The organism is Romboutsia sp. 1001285H_161024_C4 (assembly GCF_015550185.1).
GTDB classification, from domain to species: domain Bacteria; phylum Bacillota; class Clostridia; order Peptostreptococcales; family Peptostreptococcaceae; genus Romboutsia_C; species Romboutsia_C hominis.
Genome location: NZ_JADNAJ010000006.1, coordinates 107,417 through 124,888 on the forward strand (window position 1 = coordinate 107,417; position 17,472 = coordinate 124,888).

The 17,472-nt window shown below is 29.6% G+C and carries 14 protein-coding genes and 2 other annotated features (1 of these 16 running past the window's edge); of the genes, 1 reads left to right on the top strand and 13 read right to left on the bottom strand.

What is annotated here, in order from left to right:
* Window positions 1–91: 91 nt before the first annotated feature.
* From I1959_RS11230 to infC, 12 genes are all read right to left on the bottom strand, one after another.
* Window positions 92–1,219, bottom strand: a complete 1,128-nt coding sequence (locus I1959_RS11230; RefSeq protein ID WP_195238320.1) for an XRE family transcriptional regulator — start codon at window positions 1,217–1,219, stop codon at window positions 92–94.
* A gap of 266 nt (window positions 1,220–1,485) precedes the next feature.
* Window positions 1,486–2,055 carry an HD domain-containing protein gene (locus tag I1959_RS11235; protein ID WP_195238321.1) on the bottom strand — a complete coding sequence of 190 codons (570 nt, stop codon included), beginning with the start codon at window positions 2,053–2,055 and terminating at the stop codon, window positions 1,486–1,488.
* A gap of 100 nt (window positions 2,056–2,155) precedes the next feature.
* Window positions 2,156–4,567, bottom strand: a complete 2,412-nt coding sequence (locus tag I1959_RS11240) for a DUF3656 domain-containing U32 family peptidase (protein WP_195238323.1) — start codon at window positions 4,565–4,567, stop codon at window positions 2,156–2,158.
* 107 nt (window positions 4,568–4,674) lie between these two features.
* Window positions 4,675–5,274, bottom strand: a complete 600-nt coding sequence (gene zapA / locus I1959_RS11245; RefSeq protein ID WP_092923503.1) for a cell division protein ZapA — start codon at window positions 5,272–5,274, stop codon at window positions 4,675–4,677.
* 18 nt (window positions 5,275–5,292) lie between these two features.
* Window positions 5,293–7,683: a phenylalanine--tRNA ligase subunit beta gene (gene pheT, locus I1959_RS11250; RefSeq protein WP_195238324.1), complete on the bottom strand. Its 2,391-nt coding sequence runs from the start codon at window positions 7,681–7,683 to the stop codon at window positions 5,293–5,295.
* Between the two features lie 15 nt (window positions 7,684–7,698).
* Entirely contained in the window at window positions 7,699–8,718 is a 1,020-nt protein-coding gene (gene pheS, locus I1959_RS11255) for a phenylalanine--tRNA ligase subunit alpha (protein WP_092923498.1), read from the bottom strand.
* Window positions 8,719–8,772: 54 nt separating this feature from the next.
* Window positions 8,773–9,004, bottom strand: a binding site (T-box leader).
* 54 nt (window positions 9,005–9,058) lie between these two features.
* Window positions 9,059–9,856 carry a TrmH family RNA methyltransferase gene (locus I1959_RS11260; protein ID WP_092923495.1) on the bottom strand — a complete coding sequence of 266 codons (798 nt, stop codon included), beginning with the start codon at window positions 9,854–9,856 and terminating at the stop codon, window positions 9,059–9,061.
* A gap of 2 nt (window positions 9,857–9,858) precedes the next feature.
* Window positions 9,859–10,530, bottom strand: coding sequence for a potassium channel family protein (locus tag I1959_RS11265; protein ID WP_092923492.1), 672 nt, complete (start codon window positions 10,528–10,530; stop codon window positions 9,859–9,861).
* Window positions 10,531–10,583: 53 nt separating this feature from the next.
* The gene (locus I1959_RS11270; RefSeq protein ID WP_242871291.1) at window positions 10,584–11,960 is read right to left on the bottom strand and encodes a TrkH family potassium uptake protein; all 1,377 of its coding nucleotides are present in this window, start codon (window positions 11,958–11,960) and stop codon (window positions 10,584–10,586) included.
* Window positions 11,961–12,257: 297 nt separating this feature from the next.
* On the bottom strand, window positions 12,258–12,614 hold the full coding sequence (rplT, locus tag I1959_RS11275) for a 50S ribosomal protein L20 (RefSeq protein WP_092923489.1): 357 nt from the start codon (window positions 12,612–12,614) through the stop codon (window positions 12,258–12,260).
* 58 nt (window positions 12,615–12,672) lie between these two features.
* On the bottom strand, window positions 12,673–12,867 hold the full coding sequence (gene rpmI, locus I1959_RS11280; protein WP_092923487.1) for a 50S ribosomal protein L35: 195 nt from the start codon (window positions 12,865–12,867) through the stop codon (window positions 12,673–12,675).
* Between the two features lie 27 nt (window positions 12,868–12,894).
* The gene (gene infC, locus I1959_RS11285) at window positions 12,895–13,422 is read right to left on the bottom strand and encodes a translation initiation factor IF-3 (protein WP_442971103.1); all 528 of its coding nucleotides are present in this window, start codon (window positions 13,420–13,422) and stop codon (window positions 12,895–12,897) included.
* Between the two features lie 399 nt (window positions 13,423–13,821).
* On the opposite strand from infC, the gene I1959_RS11290 reads away from it, so the two are divergent.
* A complete protein-coding gene (locus tag I1959_RS11290) occupies window positions 13,822–15,225 on the top strand; it encodes an ATP-dependent metallopeptidase FtsH/Yme1/Tma family protein (RefSeq protein WP_166506025.1) in 1,404 nt (467 codons plus the stop codon).
* A 46-nt stretch (window positions 15,226–15,271) separates the two neighbouring features.
* Here I1959_RS11290 and thrS read toward each other — a convergent pair whose 3' ends face one another.
* Entirely contained in the window at window positions 15,272–17,191 is a 1,920-nt protein-coding gene (gene thrS, locus I1959_RS11295; RefSeq protein ID WP_092923477.1) for a threonine--tRNA ligase, read from the bottom strand.
* Window positions 17,192–17,320: 129 nt separating this feature from the next.
* Window positions 17,321–17,472: a binding site (T-box leader), on the bottom strand (it continues 67 nt past the right edge of the window).

Here is a 17,472-nt window from a genome sequence, read left to right on the forward strand (position 1 = left end):
AATATGCTATTAGATATTATTTAATAAATTATTACAATTTAAAAGAGTAACAAATGCTTATTATAACTTAGCCTTTGTTACTCTTTTTGTATTATTTTTTATTTTTAAAATTAACCTTTGTTACATTATCCCTCTTAACTTTAGGTGCTAATTTTCCTTCTTTTAATCCTAATAATGACTCTATTTCATCAGGATAAAGACTTAATCCACAACTTGCTAAGTTATCCACTAAAGTAGCACCACTCATAATACCACTTTCAAGTATCATATCCACAGATTTTCTAAGTAAAACTGGACTTGTTGCTTTTATATTAGCATCTAATGGTTCCTTCTTGCTCCAACCTTGCTTATCCATTTGGTTCATTAAGTACATATATTTCTTATAATTAATAACGCCTAGCTGGTATCCTCTTAATATCATAGCCCATATTGGAACTATCCATTTTGCTTTTAATTCTACAAAATCCTCTATCTCATTAACATCTTTTAAATCTGGTAAGAATGTTTCTTCTGGCAATAAAAATGCACACGCAAATTCATCTTTTGAGAATTTTTTAGCTTGTATCCCCGCTTCAACACTAACCATGTATGCTAATTCATAAGCTAAGTCATAGTTTCTTGTAGTCGCTGATTTTTTATCATTTCCTAAAGATACTATATATCTAGTATTTTTATCAGTTGTTTGTTTTTGCGTAAACGCTAGTGCTCCTTTTGTATTTACATTAGTGTCTGTTACTATTATCCCATTATACTCTAACACGCTTAACACATTTCCTATAGGTCCATCACCTAATTCAAAATGTCTTCTTACTTTTGTTGCTAATGTCTCTATATCATCGTTTCTATTTAAGTTAGTTGGTATGTTCATTTCTGGGAATTGTATATATCCTTCTATAAAAGATAATATTTTATGTGCCATTACTAACTTTTCTTTGTATGAAATTTCTTCTACTCTAGGTATTCTCGATTCTGGCTTTATATGAGTACTATCAACTACAACTTTAATGTTATCCATTTGGAAGAAGTATTCTTTTGGAAACCTTAAAGCATTTGCTAATTTCATTTCATTTTCTGGAGTTGGCTTGTACTTTTCCTCTTCAAAAGCAATTATATCTTTTTTATTTATATTTATTTCTTTAGCTAGCATATCTATAGTTTTTCCTCTATACATTCTAGCTATTTTTAATCTTTTACCATTAAAAACTTTTTTTCTGCTCATAATATCCGTCTCTCTTTCAAGTTTATTTTATATATACAAAAGTTAAATTAATAAATTTTATGCAAATCTATATTAGCCATACATAATAAAAATATTTTATATTGGCTAAGTTATACGAATTTACTAAATTTAATTTATACTAAACTTTATATTATATATATTTAAAAATGCTCTGGATACTAATACCCAGAGCATTATTCAACTTTTATACTGTTGATAATATTATCATATTTATTAATTATAGTCAATTTATGTATATTATATCTCTATAGTCCTAGCTCATCACTTATTTCTTGCATTGCCTCTAGTGATAGTTGTGCAAATTCAGCAAATGGAATGCCTAATTCTTCTATGCTTCTCATTGCATCCCTGTTTGCTCCTGCTGCAAATTTAAGTTCTTTCATACGCTTAGTTATAGACTTTACTTTTACACTAGATAATTTCTTATCTGGATAAACTAAAGCTATGGCTGTTATAAATCCAGTTATTGGATCTGCTGCATATATAGCTTTATCAATTGTGCTTATTCTTTTTGTTCCATTATCTTCATTATGAGCTTTTATTGCTTGATATATGTAATCATTTCCAAAACCTTCATTTTTAAGTAATTCGATAGTTTTGATCCCATGCAATTTAGATTCTTCTGGATTATTTTTATAATCTAACATATCTGAATCTAAATCATGTAGTAATCCTGCTAATGCCCAGTCATCAGATTTTTCTGGTTCTAGTTTATTTCCTAAAGCTTTCATTACAGCTTCTACTGCATATGAGTGCTTTATTAGATGTTCAGATTTTAAATATTTATTTACTAATCCTACTGCTTGTTCTCTCATTTCCCAATACCTCCTATATAAATATTAAATCTATTATAATTTTTTAAGTAAATATATTTGATATTGTTGATAATACATATACTTACTATACAAATTTAATTTATTCTACTCCCTTGTAATAATGACCTGCACTTACACCTTTAGCATCTAATTCATTATAAAGTTTTGTAGCTTTACTTCCTAATTTGTAGTTGTTACTTAATACTTCTTGATATGCCTCTATTACCTTCTTAACAGTTTGACTATCTTCTAATGTAAAATCTAATCTAAATGTATTTATACCTATTTCATTTAGTTCGTATAAGTTATCTAACATACAAGTAACATTTGTATTATATATAGTTGTTCTACAGAATAGATCTTGTGATAATCTAAACTCTTCCCCTTTAGAGTTTCTTAGTGCATATGTGCTTTGGCTACATTTAGCAACTCTTTTATCTTTTTTGCAATCTCGAACTACTACTCCCATTGGACAGTATTCTGTTATCATAAGTGGAGTATATCCATAAACCACAGATTCTATATTAATATCTGTATATTTTATTGTTTCTCTTATTTCATTTATGTTTAATTCCTGAGATATACAAAGATTAGTTGCACCTATTTCTTTAAAGTAATTTATAGTTTCACTATTGAATGCATTTAAGTAGTAATCTATATTTAGCTCTTTACCTTTAAAATAATCTATAGCTCCCCATATACCTACTTGTATAGAATTTACTCCTATATTTTTAGCTTTTTCTAATTGCTTGTATTCCTTGCCTCTTATTATTCTAGGAGCTGAATATATAACTTTTATATTATATTTTAGTCCAGCTTTTATAGCTTCTTCTAATGTTTTAGTATCTTCATAATATATTTTATCTATACCGCACTCAAGTGCACTTTGTAATTGTTCTAAATTTTTAACTTTAACAGATAAATTACTTACCGTATCTCGATTAAATTTAATTGGATTATATGATAATCTTCTATTTTTAAAATCTCTATTTTTTATCTTAACCCTTTCTTTGTCTAAAAGTTCTATACAATCTCTTCTCATCTGATTTAGTATACTTATTGGTAAACTTACGTTATCATCTAATTCTATATTTACACTATCCATTTCATAAGGAGTATTACCTAATTTCCTAAGCTGAGTTTCTATTTTTTCCTCACTTAAAGCTACTTTCATAGCCTTTTCAACTACTTTATCTCCTTCTATTGTGGCAGTATTTCCTTTTTTATCAGCTAATGTAAGTATTGGTTTTTTATCTAGCTTAACACTTATATATGAATCTATCATGTTTTTAACAAATTCTTTATCTTGAGTAAATGTAGCTTGTACTCTATCCATAAGTTCGCTATCTGATGTTTTAAATACTATTTGGTTTCTTTTAGCTTCACCTATAAAATCGAGTTCTATTATCTCTCCTTTATATCCTATAGTATCTATCTCACCATTTTTGATAATTCTTCCTATAGTTCCACCACCAAGATTTATTCCATCGCCTTTTTTAAGTGTATTTTCAAGTCTTATCTTTAATCTTTTAGCTTTTTTATTGTAATCTAATACCTTACCTACATATAATCCTTGATTGTTTGGAAGTTGTGAATTCATTACATCTGCGCCAACTTCTCCTAAAATAAGTCCTTTTGTAAATTTTCTATTAAATATAGTGTATAAATCACTTATTGTTTCATCTGAAACATTCACTTTTTTAGTTTGTAAGTATTCATCTATAGTTTTTCTATAACTCTCTATAACAGTGGCTACATACTCAGGTCTTTTCATACGACCTTCTATCTTAAGAGAATGAACTCCTGCATCTATTATTTTATCTATTTCTTCTATTGTGCTTAAATCTCTTGGACTTAATAAATAGTCTCCATTGCTATTTACTACTTCTCCAGTATAAACATCTAAAAGTTCATATCTTTGTCTACATGGTTGAGCACATCTTCCTCTATTTCCTGATCTGTTACCTATCATAGAACTCATTAAACATTGTCCAGAATAGCATACACACAGTGCTCCATGAACAAATACTTCTATATCTGCTTTACAGTTATCACATATATATTTTATTTCATCTACTTTAACTTCTCTTGCTAGTACTACTCTATCAAATCCAGCATTTTCTAGATATCTAACATCTTCTAAAGAATGTGCTACCATTTGTGTACTTGCATGTATTTCAAAATCAGGTAACTCATTTTTAATAATTCTAGCTATACCTATGTCTTGAAGTATAACTGCATCTACATCTATGTCGTATAGATATTTAGCATACTTTAAAAAATCTTCTATTTCATTTTGTTTTATTAATGTATTAGCCGTTACAAAAACTTGTACTCCTCTTATGTGAGCATATTTTACTGCTTCTCTTAATTCTTCTCTATCAAAATTATTTGCTGATGCTCTAGCACTAAATTCTTTTCCTCCTAAGTAAACTGCATTTGCACCATTTTGAACAGCTGCTTTTAACGCTTCAAAGGAACCAACGGGTGCTAATAATTCTATGTCTTTCATACTTCTCCTCCTATACGTAATATTTTTTCTATATTTATAATGTCCCTAAGTCTTAAAATTAAAACCTTCAGGTCCCCCTGAAGGTTTAATTTTAAATATAAGTAAACTTATTTCATTGCTCTAAGATATTTTAATTCATTTTCTATTTCAATTTTTTCTAATTGTAATTTATATGCATCATTTTGGAATTTAGAAGAAAGTTGTTCTGCAACATTAGCTTTTTCTTCTGCCATTTCAACAGATGATTTAAGCTCTTTTATTTCATTTTTTAAATCTTCAACTTCTTGTTTAGATAAATTAGTACCATTTTTTAGTTGCTCTATTTCTTTCTTTTGTTCCTCTATTAACTTATTAAGTTCTTCTATCTTAGATATATGGTTCTTATTTTCTTTATCTTTGTTTTCTAAGTGGTATTCAAGCTCTTTTATTTCAAGCTTATATTCTTCCCCACTATTTCCAACTTTTTTCTTTAATTCTTCATTTTCTTTTTCTACTTTTTCTAGTGTATCTGCACAATCAAACAATTCATCTGTTATATTTATAGCTGCTAATATAGCTACTTGAGATGAGCTTAATCTTTTATTAGCCTCACCTATTTTATTCATTTCTGTATCTACAAATGCTGCTACACTTATCATATGTTTTTCAGATTTTTCTCCAACCATAGGATACTCTGCACCATGTATCTTAACGGTAACTTTGTTCATACTAATATCCCCCTTGTATTAGTTAGATCTTAGTGTTGCACCTAATTTTTCACTTAACTCATTTAATATTTTATCGTGTACTTTTGCCACATCTTCATCAGTTAAAGTTTTCTCTATACTTCTATATGTTATAGAGTATGCTATAGACTTGTATCCTTCTTCTATTTGAGCACCTTTATATACGTCAAATAATTTGTAGCTTTCAACTAATCCACCTGCATTAGCTTTTATTATATCTTCTATTTCTTTAACATATACTTCATCCTTAACTAATAAAGCTATATCTCTTGATGTAGATGGATACTTAGGTAATGGAGTATAAGTTTTTTCTGTTGATGTATTTTCAAATACAGATTCTACATTCATTTCACAAACATAAACTCTTTGTCCTAAGTTATAATTTTCTATTACGTCTGGATGTAATTCTCCAAATGTACCTATGCATTCTCCATTAAACATAACTTTAGCACATCTTCCTGGATGGAATGTTGGGTTAGTTTTTTCTGGTTCTATTTCATATCCTTTGAACCCTACATTATTTAGTACACTTTCTACAACACCTTTTATAGAGAAGAAATCTACATCTTTTCCATACATTCCTATACAATATTTCTTCGTTTCTACTGGTAATCCTTCTTGTGGTGTAAATGTATTTCCACATTCAAATGCTGATACTTCTTCAACTTTATGAGCTACATTTGTAGATAATACTTCTAACATATTAGGTATTAGTGTAGTTCTCATAACTGAAGTTTCCTCACCTAATGGATTCATTAGTTTTACAAAGTTTCTTCTAGAGTCTTCAGATGATAAATTTATTCTATCAACACCTCTTGGGCTTACAAATGAATATGTTAATATTTCATTTAAGCCTGCTGCTATTGAACTAGATACTATCTTATCTGTGAACTTTTGTTTATCAGTTTTTACACCTGCTGTAGCATTTCCTTCTAAAGTAGCTGTTGGTATATTTTCATATCCGTATATTCTAGCTATTTCTTCTAATATATCTGCATCTTCAGCTATATCTAGTCTAAAGCTTGGAACTTCTAATTCTAATTTTTCAGAAGATATTAGGTTACATTTAAACTCTAATCTTTCTAATATGCTTATAAATTGGTCCATTGGTACGTTAACACCTAATAATTTGTTTATTCTCACAGGGTTAACAGTTATCTTTTGAACTTCTTCTTTTACTGGATAGTAGTCAAGCATTCCGTTAAGAACTCTACCACATCCTAATTCTTCTATTAATTGACAAGCTCTATTTACAGCAGTCTCTGCTAAATTAACATCTATACCTTTTTCGAATCTTGATGAAGCTTCTGTTCTAAGTCCTAATTTTTTAGATGTAGCTCTTATACTTTCTTTTGCAAAGCTTGCACCTTCAAGGAATATTGATGTAGTTGTATCTTTAACCTCAGAATTTTCTCCACCCATTATTCCCGCTAAGTCTAAAGTTTTTTCTTCATTTCCTATAACTAACATATCTGATGTTAATTCTCTTTCAACACCATCTAATGTAGTAAACTTTTCACCTTGCTCAGCTAATTTAACTGTCATTTTATTGTATTTTATATCTTCTAAGTCAAATGCGTGAAGTGGTTGACCTAGCTCTAACATAACATAGTTAGTTATATCTACTATGTTGTTTATTGGTCTCATTCCAGCTTCTATAAGTCTTCTTTGCATCCAGTATGGAGATGGTCCAACTTTAACGTCTTTTACAACTTTTCCACAATATCTCTTACATAAATCTGTTTGAATATCTATTTCAAATTGCATTTCTTCATCAGAACCATTTACTTTTATTTCTGGGAATTTTAATTCTTTTCCTACGGTAACAGCAGCCTCTCTTGCAAGCCCTATTATAGATCTACAATCTGGTCTATTAGAAGTTATTTCAAATTCTATTAATGCATCGTTTATTCCTAAAACTTCTCTAACATCTTTTCCTAATTCAAAAGATTCTTCATGGTCTAATATATATATCCCATCTTTTTTATGTTCTTCAACGTATTGAGAAGGTATAGTTAATTCCTCTGCACCACAGAACATCCCTTCTGATAATACTCCTCTTAACTTACCTTTCTTTATTTTGAAATCTCCAGGTAATACTGCACCTATTCTAGCAACTGGTACATAGTCTCCTACTTTTATGTTAGTTGCATTAGTTACTATTTGAAGTATTTGTCCATCAGCTACTTCAACTTTTGTTACTTTTAATCTATCTGCATCTGGATGTTGTTCTATTTCAAGTATTTTACATACTTCAACTCCATTTGTTTCTTTTCCAAAGAACTCTACTTTCTCAACTTTTGATCCTGTCATAGTCATCATATCAGCGAATTCTTGTGTATCTAAATCTATATCAACGTAATCTCTTAACCATTTTAAAGGTACTAACATCTTAAATCCTCCTAATTAAAATTGATTTAAAAATCTCATATCATTTTCAAATAATAGTCTTATATCATCTATTTCATACTTAAGCATTGTTATTCTATCAAGTCCCATACCAAACGCAAATCCACTATAAATTTCTGGATCTATTCCACAGTTTCTAAGTACATTTGGATGAACCATACCTGCTCCTAGTATTTCTATCCAACCTTCACCTTTACACATTGGACATCCTGCTCCTTCACATTTAAAGCAAGTAACGTCTACTTCTGCACTTGGCTCTGTGAATGGGAAGTTGTGTGGTCTAAACTTAGTTTTTGTATGCTCACCAAATAACTTCTTAACGAACATATCTAAAGTTCCTTTTAATTGTGCCATTGTTACATCTTTACCAACTACAAGCCCTTCAACTTGATGGAACATTGGTGAATGTGTAGCATCTGGAGCATCAAATCTGAAACATCTTCCTGGAGATATTATTTTTATTGGTAACTCTTGACTCTTCATTGTTCTAACTTGAACTGGTGAGGTTTGAGTTCTAAGTAATAACTCTTCATTTATATAGAAAGTATCACTCATATCTCTAGATGGATGATCTTTTGGTGCATTTAATGCATCAAAGTTATTTTCTATAGTTTCAACTTCTGGACCTTCTGCTATAGAGAATCCCATTCCTATAAATATTTCATTTACTTCATCTATTATTTGAGATATTGGATGCTTTTTACCAACTTTAACTGGTCTTGATGGCATAGTTACATCTATAACTTCTTCTGCTAATTTTCTTTGTTTTTCTGCTAACTTTAACTCTTCTTTCTTTGAAGATATAGCACCTTCTATAGCCGCTCTAACTTCATTAGCAACTTTACCTATTACAGGTCTTTCTTCTGCTGATAATTTACCCATTTCTTTTAGGATTGATGTTATCTCACCTTTTTTACCCATGTACTTTACTCTTAAACTTTCAACAGCTTCTATACTAGAAGTATCTTTAATTTCATTTAATGCAGCTTCTTGTAAATTAAGTAATTTTTCTTGCATTATATTAATTCACCCTTTCGCAGTTTTTTGTATAAAAAAAGTCCTTCATCCCTATCTAGGGACGAAAGACTATTATTCGCGGTACCACCCTAGTAGCTTAATAATTAATAAATTATTAAACCACCTCTAATAAACTTAACGCGTTTTAACGTTAAAGCCTACTGTAATTTCAGCTTTAATACTCCAGAGGGAACTTCTTTTGAATACTTAGAAAGTACTCACAGCCTACGGTACTTATCTCTGTACTAAGTTAATTCAAAATACTTTTCTCTTTCATAGTATTTGATAATATTGTTTTTGCGTTTAATTATATCATACTATGTATAATGTTTACAAGGTGTTACACTAAGTATTTCTTTATTTCGTACATTAATATTGCAGAGCTTATAGCTGCATTTAATGATTCTGCATTACCATATATAGGTATTTTGACCAACATATCAGATTTTGATACTAGTTCATCATTTATTCCATTGGCCTCATTCCCTATTACTAAAGCTGTCTTGTAATTATATTCAACTGTGTTGTAGTAATTATTTGTATTTAAATAGCTTGATACTATATCAAAATTCTTTAATTTTAAAATTCTTAGAGCTTCTTCTTGAGTAGCATGTATTATATTCATATCAAATATAGAACCCATAGTAGATCTTATAACCTTTGGATTGTATATATCTACACATCCTTTTAATGCAATTATTGCATCTACGCCTGCAGCATCTGCTGTTCTTATTATTGTCCCCATATTACCTGGATCCTGTATTCTATCTAATATTAATACAAATTTATGCTCATCTTTTAAATAATCTTCTATATTTCTTTGTTTAAAGTTTACTACTCCTAAAATTCCTTGAGTGTTTTCCGTATCTATTAATTCATTGAATATTTTGTTAGTAGTTTTATAAATTTTTATATTATTAGTTTTTAGAGTATCTAAAAATTTAAGATGTTCTTCTTTATTTTCAAAATCTTCATTTATAAATACATAATCTAGACTAGCCTTACATTCTATTGCAAGAGTTAATATTCTATATCCCTCTATTATAAATTTAGATTCTTTATTTCTATTTTTAGTTTTAAGTAGTGATTTCGTATATTTTACTTTATTATTGTCTTTAGCTGTTATTATTGTAGGCATTATTACTTTCTCCTAATAAATTCTTCATTTTCTGATGCTATATTACTTATATGGCTATTTTGACCTATTACAACTAAAATACTACCTGCTTTTAATTCTTCATCTGGAGCTGGAGTAACATTTATGCTCTTACCTGTTTTTATAGCTAATACAGTTATCTCAAACCTAGCTCTTAAGTTTAATTCAACCAAAGTCTTTCCTACCCAACTATTTGGTGTTACTATCTCTACTATTGAGTAATCTGGATCTAATTCTATATGATCTAGTATATTATCAGAAACTAAGTTATGTGCAACTCTAACACCCATATCTCTTTCTGGGAATACTACTCTATCTGCTCCTATTTTATATTGAACTTTAGCTTGTAGCTCATCTTTTGCCTTACATACTATATGAGGTACACCCATTTCTTTTGCTATAAGTGTAGCCATTATAGATGCTCTTATATCCGAACCGATGGCAACTATTGCAACATCAAAGTTACCTAGCCCTAAAGATCTTAATGATTGCTCATCTGTTACATCTACTATAGCAGCATGAGTTACTTTATCTGCTATATTTTGTATAATTTCTTCACTTTTATCTATAGCCATTACTTGATGACCTAAAAGATGCATAGTTGTAGCAACTGATGCTCCAAATCTTCCACAACCTATAACTATATATTGCTTCATTTCCTTCGTCCTCTCCACACTTAAATTTTTCTTTACTATAAGTAAAGGTTATATTATCCAACTATTATCTTCCCTTCAGGATATCTTATAGGAGGATTTTTCTTTGTTTTTCTAGACATTATCGCCATAAATATTGTAAGAGATCCAACTCTTCCCATAAACATAAATAGCATTATAAATATCTTTCCTAATGTACTTAAATTAGGACTTCCACCTAGACTTAATCCAACTGTAGCAAATGCTGATACTACTTCAAAACCTGCTTCTATTAAGCTAAAGCTTGGGTCAGTTATAGTTATAATTATAGTTCCAGATAAAACAACGATTATACCTATAAGAAATATTCCTAATGATTTTCTAACTATTGATGTTCCAATTCTTCTTTCCCCTACTTCTATGTCTTCTTTTCCAAGTATAAATGATTTAACAGTTAGAACTAAAGTAGCTATAGTCGTAACCTTTACACCACCACCTGTAGATGCAGGAGCTGCACCAATAAACATTAGTATTATCATTATAAATAAACTATTCTCATGCATTGCTGTTAAATTGACTGTGTTGAATCCTGCTGTTCTAGTTGTTACCGATTGGAAGAACGATGCAAGCACTTTTCCACCAAATCCTAACTTTCCTATTGTTTTAGGATTGTTGTATTCTAATACTAAAATAAGTGACGTACCTACTAATATTAATGCCACTGTTGTAATTAATACTATTTTAGAATGTAAATTTAGTTTAGATAATTTTCTATTTTTTATTATATCTAAAATTACAGGGAATCCTAATCCCCCAAATATTATAAGTAATGAAATTGTAACACTTACTGTAAAGTTATTTACATAGTATGTTAATGATGTAAATTTACCTGAAACTGGCCCCATTAAATCAAATCCTGCATTACAAAAAGCTGAGATAGCATGGAATATACTATACCAAGTTCCTTTTAATATTCCAAATTGAGGTATAAATACTGTTGATAAAATTAATGCTCCTATACCTTCTATGGTAAATGTCATTAATAATACATACCTTGTTAACTTAACTAATCCTGATAAATCAAATTGATTCAAAGACTCTTGAATTAATAGTCTTTCTTTTAGATTTATTCTTTTTTTGGTTATAAGTGCAAATAGCGTGGTTATTGTCATAAATCCTAAACCACCAATTTGAATAAGTAGTATTATTACTACGTGTCCAAACCCATTCCAATAAGTTGCTGTATCTGCCATTATTAAACCTGTTACACATACAGCTGATGTTGAAGTAAATAAGGCATCTATAAATCCGATGCTTTCTCCGCTTTGTGTTGCTATAGGCAGATTTAGTAGAAGCGCTCCAATTAATATAACACTAGCAAACCCTAATACCATTACTTGAGTTGGCTGCATTTTATTTATAAGAGCAAAAAATCGCTTAAATATGGTGTTCATCTATATTTATGCCTCCTTCTCACTTTATAGCTAATAAGTTTTTTCTCATTAGACACATGCTTCTTTTCAATTATTACTATATTATATTCCAAAACCTATATAAAAACAATAAAGGATATGTAAATTAGCCTATTTAAAATATTCACAATTTATAGGCTTCCTTTACATATTTTTAACAAAACGTATTCAGATTATATAATTTTTTATTTTTTATAGAGTATAAAATCTATAATTTTATGGATATAAAAAAAGCCTTTGAATTTTATTCAAAGGCTTTTTATGAACTTAACTATTTAATTAAGCTAATTTTGACTTAGCAACTTCTACTAATTTAGCAAATCCTTGAGGATCGTTTATAGCCATTTCAGATAACATCTTTCTGTTAACTTCAACACCTGCTAATTTTAATCCGTTCATGAATCTTGAGTATGATAATCCATGAGCTCTAGTTCCAGCGTTTATTCTTTGTATCCAAAGTTTTCTGAAGTCTCTCTTCTTTAACTTTCTTCCTATATATGCGTTCTTTAACGCCTTCATTACGAATGTATTAGCTGGTCTGTATAACTTGCTTCTAGATCCTCTGAATCCTTTTGCAAGCTTTAATATTTTCTTATGCTTTTTACGAGCGTTCATTGCTTTTTTAACTCTTGCCATCTCTGTGACCTCCTTTGTTTTTCTCTTTTAAAATTTCTATTTTAATTTAATCCGATTTTTAGTATGGTAATAATTGTGCTATTCTTCTAGCATCACCTTCACTAACTATTCCTGCTTTTCTTAATTGCATCTTAGTTTTAGCAGCTTTCTTAGTTAATATATGTCTTCTGAAAGCTTTAGCTCTCTTTAATTTTCCACTTCCAGTTTTTTTGAATCTTTTAGCAGCTCCTCTATGAGTTTTCATTTTAGGCATTTTTATTTCCTCCTCTCAGTTTATCATCTATTTTTTTGGATCTATGATTACAACCATGTTATTGCCCTCAAATTTTGGTGGCTTTGCTGGTTCTCCAAACTCTTTTACTATATCTATAAACTTAAGCATTACTTCTTTTCCAAGATCTTTATGTCCTAATTCTCTACCTCTAAATCTTAGCTCAACCTTAACTTTATCTCCTTTTTTAAGGAACTTTATAGCGTTGTTAGCCTTAGTATTTAAATCATTTGATTCTATACCTGGTCTAAGTCTTACTTCTTTAACAGTTACAACTTTCTGCTTTTTCTTAGACTCTTTTTCTTTTCTAGCTTGTTCGTACTTATACTTACCATAATCCATTATTCTGCATACCGGTGGTTGTGCATTAGGTGATATCATAACTAAGTCTAAGTTTCTTTCGTTAGCTATTAATTGAGCTTCTCTAGCTGACATTATTCCTAATTGTTCTCCATCATGTGAAAGAACTCTTATTTCTTTTTCTCTTATTTGTTCGTTGATTGCTAATTCCTTGCTAATGGTAGGACACCTCCAAATTTTTTATATAAAATAAAAGGCGAATGATATAATCACCCGCCATATAAGTCAACAAATTTATATAAACCTAAACATATTGAAATAATATATTTAAAGTTTTGAACTTATATTTACCAGACAACCTAAGTCGAAAGGTGAGAAGCGGACTTCTACTTGCTTTTGTTATTAATTACTCTATATAATATATCACTTCTAAATATTATTTGCAACTATTTTTTTATTATTTTTTAAATTTTTTAATTCTCATAATATGTATAACTAACCTAAAATTTATATTCTTAGTAATGATTAAACAAAGTTTTGGTTATACTTAAATATAAACAAATGATTTTTCGATGGTTTTTGGTTTGTTAGAAATTATAAAACCAATAAACAATTTTTTATCTGAGGTGTATGACTATGAAAATGTTAGACAATTTCTTTAAAAAGATTAACAAACCAGTACCTGTATTTGCTCAAACTAAACTTGAGAAAGAATCTCCTAAGGAAGACTCGGCTTCTACTAAACCTAAAACTACATTTTGTGATGTAGCTGGTTTAGATGAAGTAAAAGAAGAGTTGTTTGAAATAGTAGATTTTATGAAGTCTCCTGATAAGTACAAAAAAATGGGTGCTAAAATACCAAAAGGAGTATTATTTTATGGACCTCCTGGTACAGGTAAAACATTACTTGCATCCGCTGTAGCTGGTGAGACAAATTCATCTTTTTTCAATGTTACTGGTTCTGAGTTTGTTGAAAAATACGTTGGTGTAGGTGCTAAGCGTGTAAGAACACTTTTTGAAAAAGCTAGAAAAGAATCTCCTAGCATCATTTTTATAGATGAAATAGATGCTATTGGAGCAAAAAGACATCTTGAAAGTAATAACGAAAAAGATCAAACACTAAATCAATTATTAGTTGAAATGGATGGATTCACTAAAGACTCAAATGTCATAATAATAGGAGCTACTAATAGACTTGATCTTTTAGATGAAGCTCTCCTTAGACCCGGAAGATTTGACAGACATATACACATAGGTTCTCCTAACTATCATACTAGATGTGAAATTTTAAAAGTTCATACAAACAATAAACCTCTTGATCCATCTGTAGATTTGGAATTACTTGCTAAGAAAACTCATGGATTTAACGGTGCTCATCTTTCAAATATAGCTAATGAAGCTGCTATATTTGCAGTTAGAGATAATAGTGATGTTATAACAACTGATCACTTTGATAAAGCACTTGAGAGAGTTATTGCAGGACTTGAATCTAAAAACTCTAAGTTAATAGAAAAAGAAAAACAAATAGTATCTTATCATGAGGCAGGACATGCTATTGTTAGCAATATACTTGGAATTTGTCCTATACAAAAAATATCAATAATACCTAGAGGACAAGCATTAGGGTATGTTCTCCAATTACCTGATGAAGATAGATATATCTACACAAAAGAAGAATTAATTGGTAAAATGAAAATTTTATTAGCAGGTAAAGCATCTGAAGAAATAATTTTTAATCATAAATCAACAGGCGCAAAAGATGACTTAAAAAAGGTAACAGATATAGCAAATCAAATGGTTTGTGAGTATGGTATGAGTAACTTAGGATTTATGACTATAGATGGAAATGTAAAAACATTTATGTCTGAACAAGTTCAAAAAGAAGCCAATGATATTGTCCAAAATTGTTACAATGAAACTTTAAGTCTTTTAAAGGATAATATAAATGATCTACATGTAGTTTCTAAACATTTATTTGATAATGAAACTATGACTCATGAAGAATTAAAGTCTTTGATAACTAAACAATTTATAAATTAATCAAAAAAGGGTATTAATAAAATTTTATTAATACCCTTTTTCTTTATTAGGCTAACTCTATATTAGTTCTTTCTTCTATTTCTTTTAATATAGTTTCTAAGAATTCATTTAAGTCTAAGCTTCCTATTTCTCCATTATCTCTTGATCTAACAGATACTTTCTTATCAGCTTCTTCTTTTTCTCCTACTATTAACATGTAAGGTACTTTTTGAAGCTGAGCTTCTCTTATCTTGAATCCTGTTTTTTCTGCTCTATCATCTATTTCAACTCTTATACCTTTGTCAAATAAAGCTTTTTTAACTTCCTTAGCATAATCATTGTATTTATCTGATATAGGTAATATCTTAACTTGAGTTGGAGCTAACCAAACTGGGAATTTACCAGCATAGTGCTCTATTAATATACCTATAAATCTTTCTATACTTCCGAATGCAACTCTGTGTATCATTACTGGTCTATGCTTTTCACCATCTTGACCTATATAAGTTATATCAAATCTTTGAGGTAATTGCATATCTAATTGTATTGTTCCACATTGCCAAGTTCTTCCTAAACAATCTCTTAAGTGGAAGTCTATCTTAGGTCCGTAGAATGCTCCATCTCCTGGATTTAACTTATATGGTAAATTTAACTCTTCTAAAGCTTCTCTTAATCCATTTTCAGCTACTTCCCACTCTTCATCAGTTCCTATAGAAGATTCTGGTCTAGTAGATAACTCCATATGATATTCGAATCCAAATACCTTATAAACACTATCTATTAATGAAACTACACCTTTTATTTCATCTTTTATTTGTTCTGGTAACATGAATATATGTGCATCATCTTGAGTAAATGCTCTAACTCTCATAAGTCCATGTAATGCTCCAGATAATTCATGTCTATGAACTCTACCTAATTCAGCAACTCTCATAGGGAAATCTCTGTATGAATGTGGCTTGAAGTTGTAGAATAACATTCCTCCCGGACAGTTCATTGGTTTTATAGCGAAATCTTGCTCATCTATACCCACAGTATACATATTTTCTTTGTAGTGGAACCAGTGACCTGAAGTTTCCCATAATTGTCTGTTTAATATTATTGGAGTTTCTATTTCTACATAGTTATCTTTTCTATGAACTTCTCTCCAGAAGTTTAATAATGCATTTTTAAGTTCCATACCTTTTGGTAGGAATAATGGGAATCCTGGACCTTCTTCTGGTATGAAGAATAATTCTAATTCTTTACCTAATTTTCTATGGTCTCTCTTTTTAGCTTCTTCTAACATGTGTAGGTATTCTTCTAAATCTTTATTCTTTTCGAAAGATATCCCGTATACTCTTTGAAGCATTTTGTTCTTTTCATCTCCACGCCAGTAAGCTCCTGTTACATTTAATAACTTAACTGATTTTACCTTCTTAGTTGATGGTAAATGTGGCCCTCTACATAAATCAGTAAAGTCCCCTTGCTTATAGAAAGATATTACTTCCCCTTCTGGTAACTCTGATATAAGCTCTACTTTATAATCTTCACCATTTTCTTTAGCCCAAGCTAAAGCTTCTTCTCTTGGTAATTCAAATCTTTCTATAGCTAAATCTTCTTTAGCTATTTTCTTCATTTCTTTCTCTATTTTTTCTAAATCTTCAGCTGATAATCTATGCTCTAAGTCTATATCATAGTAGAATCCATTTTCTATACTTGGTCCTATTGCAAGCTTAGCTTCTGGATATAATCTCTTTATAGCTTGAGCTAACATATGAGCTGATGTATGTCTAAATACATCTTTTCCTTCTACATCATCAAATTTAAATAAGTTTAATTCACAATCTTCATTTATTTTATAGTCTAAACCTACTACTTCTCCATTTACAGATGCTGCTACTATAGCTCTAGCTAAGCCTTCACTTATAGATTTTGCTACATCCATGATAGAGATACCTTGTTCAAATTCTTTTACTGAACCATCTTTTAAAGTTACTTTAACCATTTTTGTTACCTCCTCTATTATTTTTTTAATTTATTTCCTATTAATTTAGATATACTGATATCTAAATATAATTACCTAAATCATTTTTATTATTTCATGAAATTAAAAAAACTCGACCCAAATATATATATTTGGGACGAGTATAAATTCGCGGTTCCACCCAAGTTGATGTATATAATACACCCTCTTAAGACGACTATAAGGTAGTCAACCGAATACTTTCACATATGCTACTAAATTCTGCTCCAAGGTAGTTTTCAAATAGACATATTTAGACGAGC

Excerpts from the sequence above, each read along its gene's own strand:
- I1959_RS11230 (WP_195238320.1), bottom strand. The coding sequence starts at position 1,219 with ATGAGCAGAAAAAAAGTTTTTAATGGTAAAAGATTAAAAATAGCTAGA.
- I1959_RS11235 (WP_195238321.1), bottom strand. The coding sequence starts at position 2,055 with ATGAGAGAACAAGCAGTAGGATTAGTAAATAAATATTTAAAATCTGAA.
- I1959_RS11240 (WP_195238323.1), bottom strand. The coding sequence starts at position 4,567 with ATGAAAGACATAGAATTATTAGCACCCGTTGGTTCCTTTGAAGCGTTA.
- zapA (WP_092923503.1), bottom strand. The coding sequence starts at position 5,274 with ATGAACAAAGTTACCGTTAAGATACATGGTGCAGAGTATCCTATGGTT.
- pheT (WP_195238324.1), bottom strand. The coding sequence starts at position 7,683 with ATGTTAGTACCTTTAAAATGGTTAAGAGATTACGTTGATATAGATTTA.
- pheS (WP_092923498.1), bottom strand. The coding sequence starts at position 8,718 with ATGCAAGAAAAATTACTTAATTTACAAGAAGCTGCATTAAATGAAATT.
- I1959_RS11260 (WP_092923495.1), bottom strand. The coding sequence starts at position 9,856 with ATGCCTACAATAATAACAGCTAAAGACAATAATAAAGTAAAATATACG.
- I1959_RS11265 (WP_092923492.1), bottom strand. The coding sequence starts at position 10,530 with ATGAAGCAATATATAGTTATAGGTTGTGGAAGATTTGGAGCATCAGTT.
- I1959_RS11270 (WP_242871291.1), bottom strand. The coding sequence starts at position 11,960 with ATGAACACCATATTTAAGCGATTTTTTGCTCTTATAAATAAAATGCAG.
- rplT (WP_092923489.1), bottom strand. The coding sequence starts at position 12,614 with ATGGCAAGAGTTAAAAAAGCAATGAACGCTCGTAAAAAGCATAAGAAA.
- rpmI (WP_092923487.1), bottom strand. The coding sequence starts at position 12,867 with ATGCCTAAAATGAAAACTCATAGAGGAGCTGCTAAAAGATTCAAAAAA.
- I1959_RS11290 (WP_166506025.1), top strand. The coding sequence starts at position 13,822 with ATGAAAATGTTAGACAATTTCTTTAAAAAGATTAACAAACCAGTACCT.
- thrS (WP_092923477.1), bottom strand. The coding sequence starts at position 17,191 with ATGGTTAAAGTAACTTTAAAAGATGGTTCAGTAAAAGAATTTGAACAA.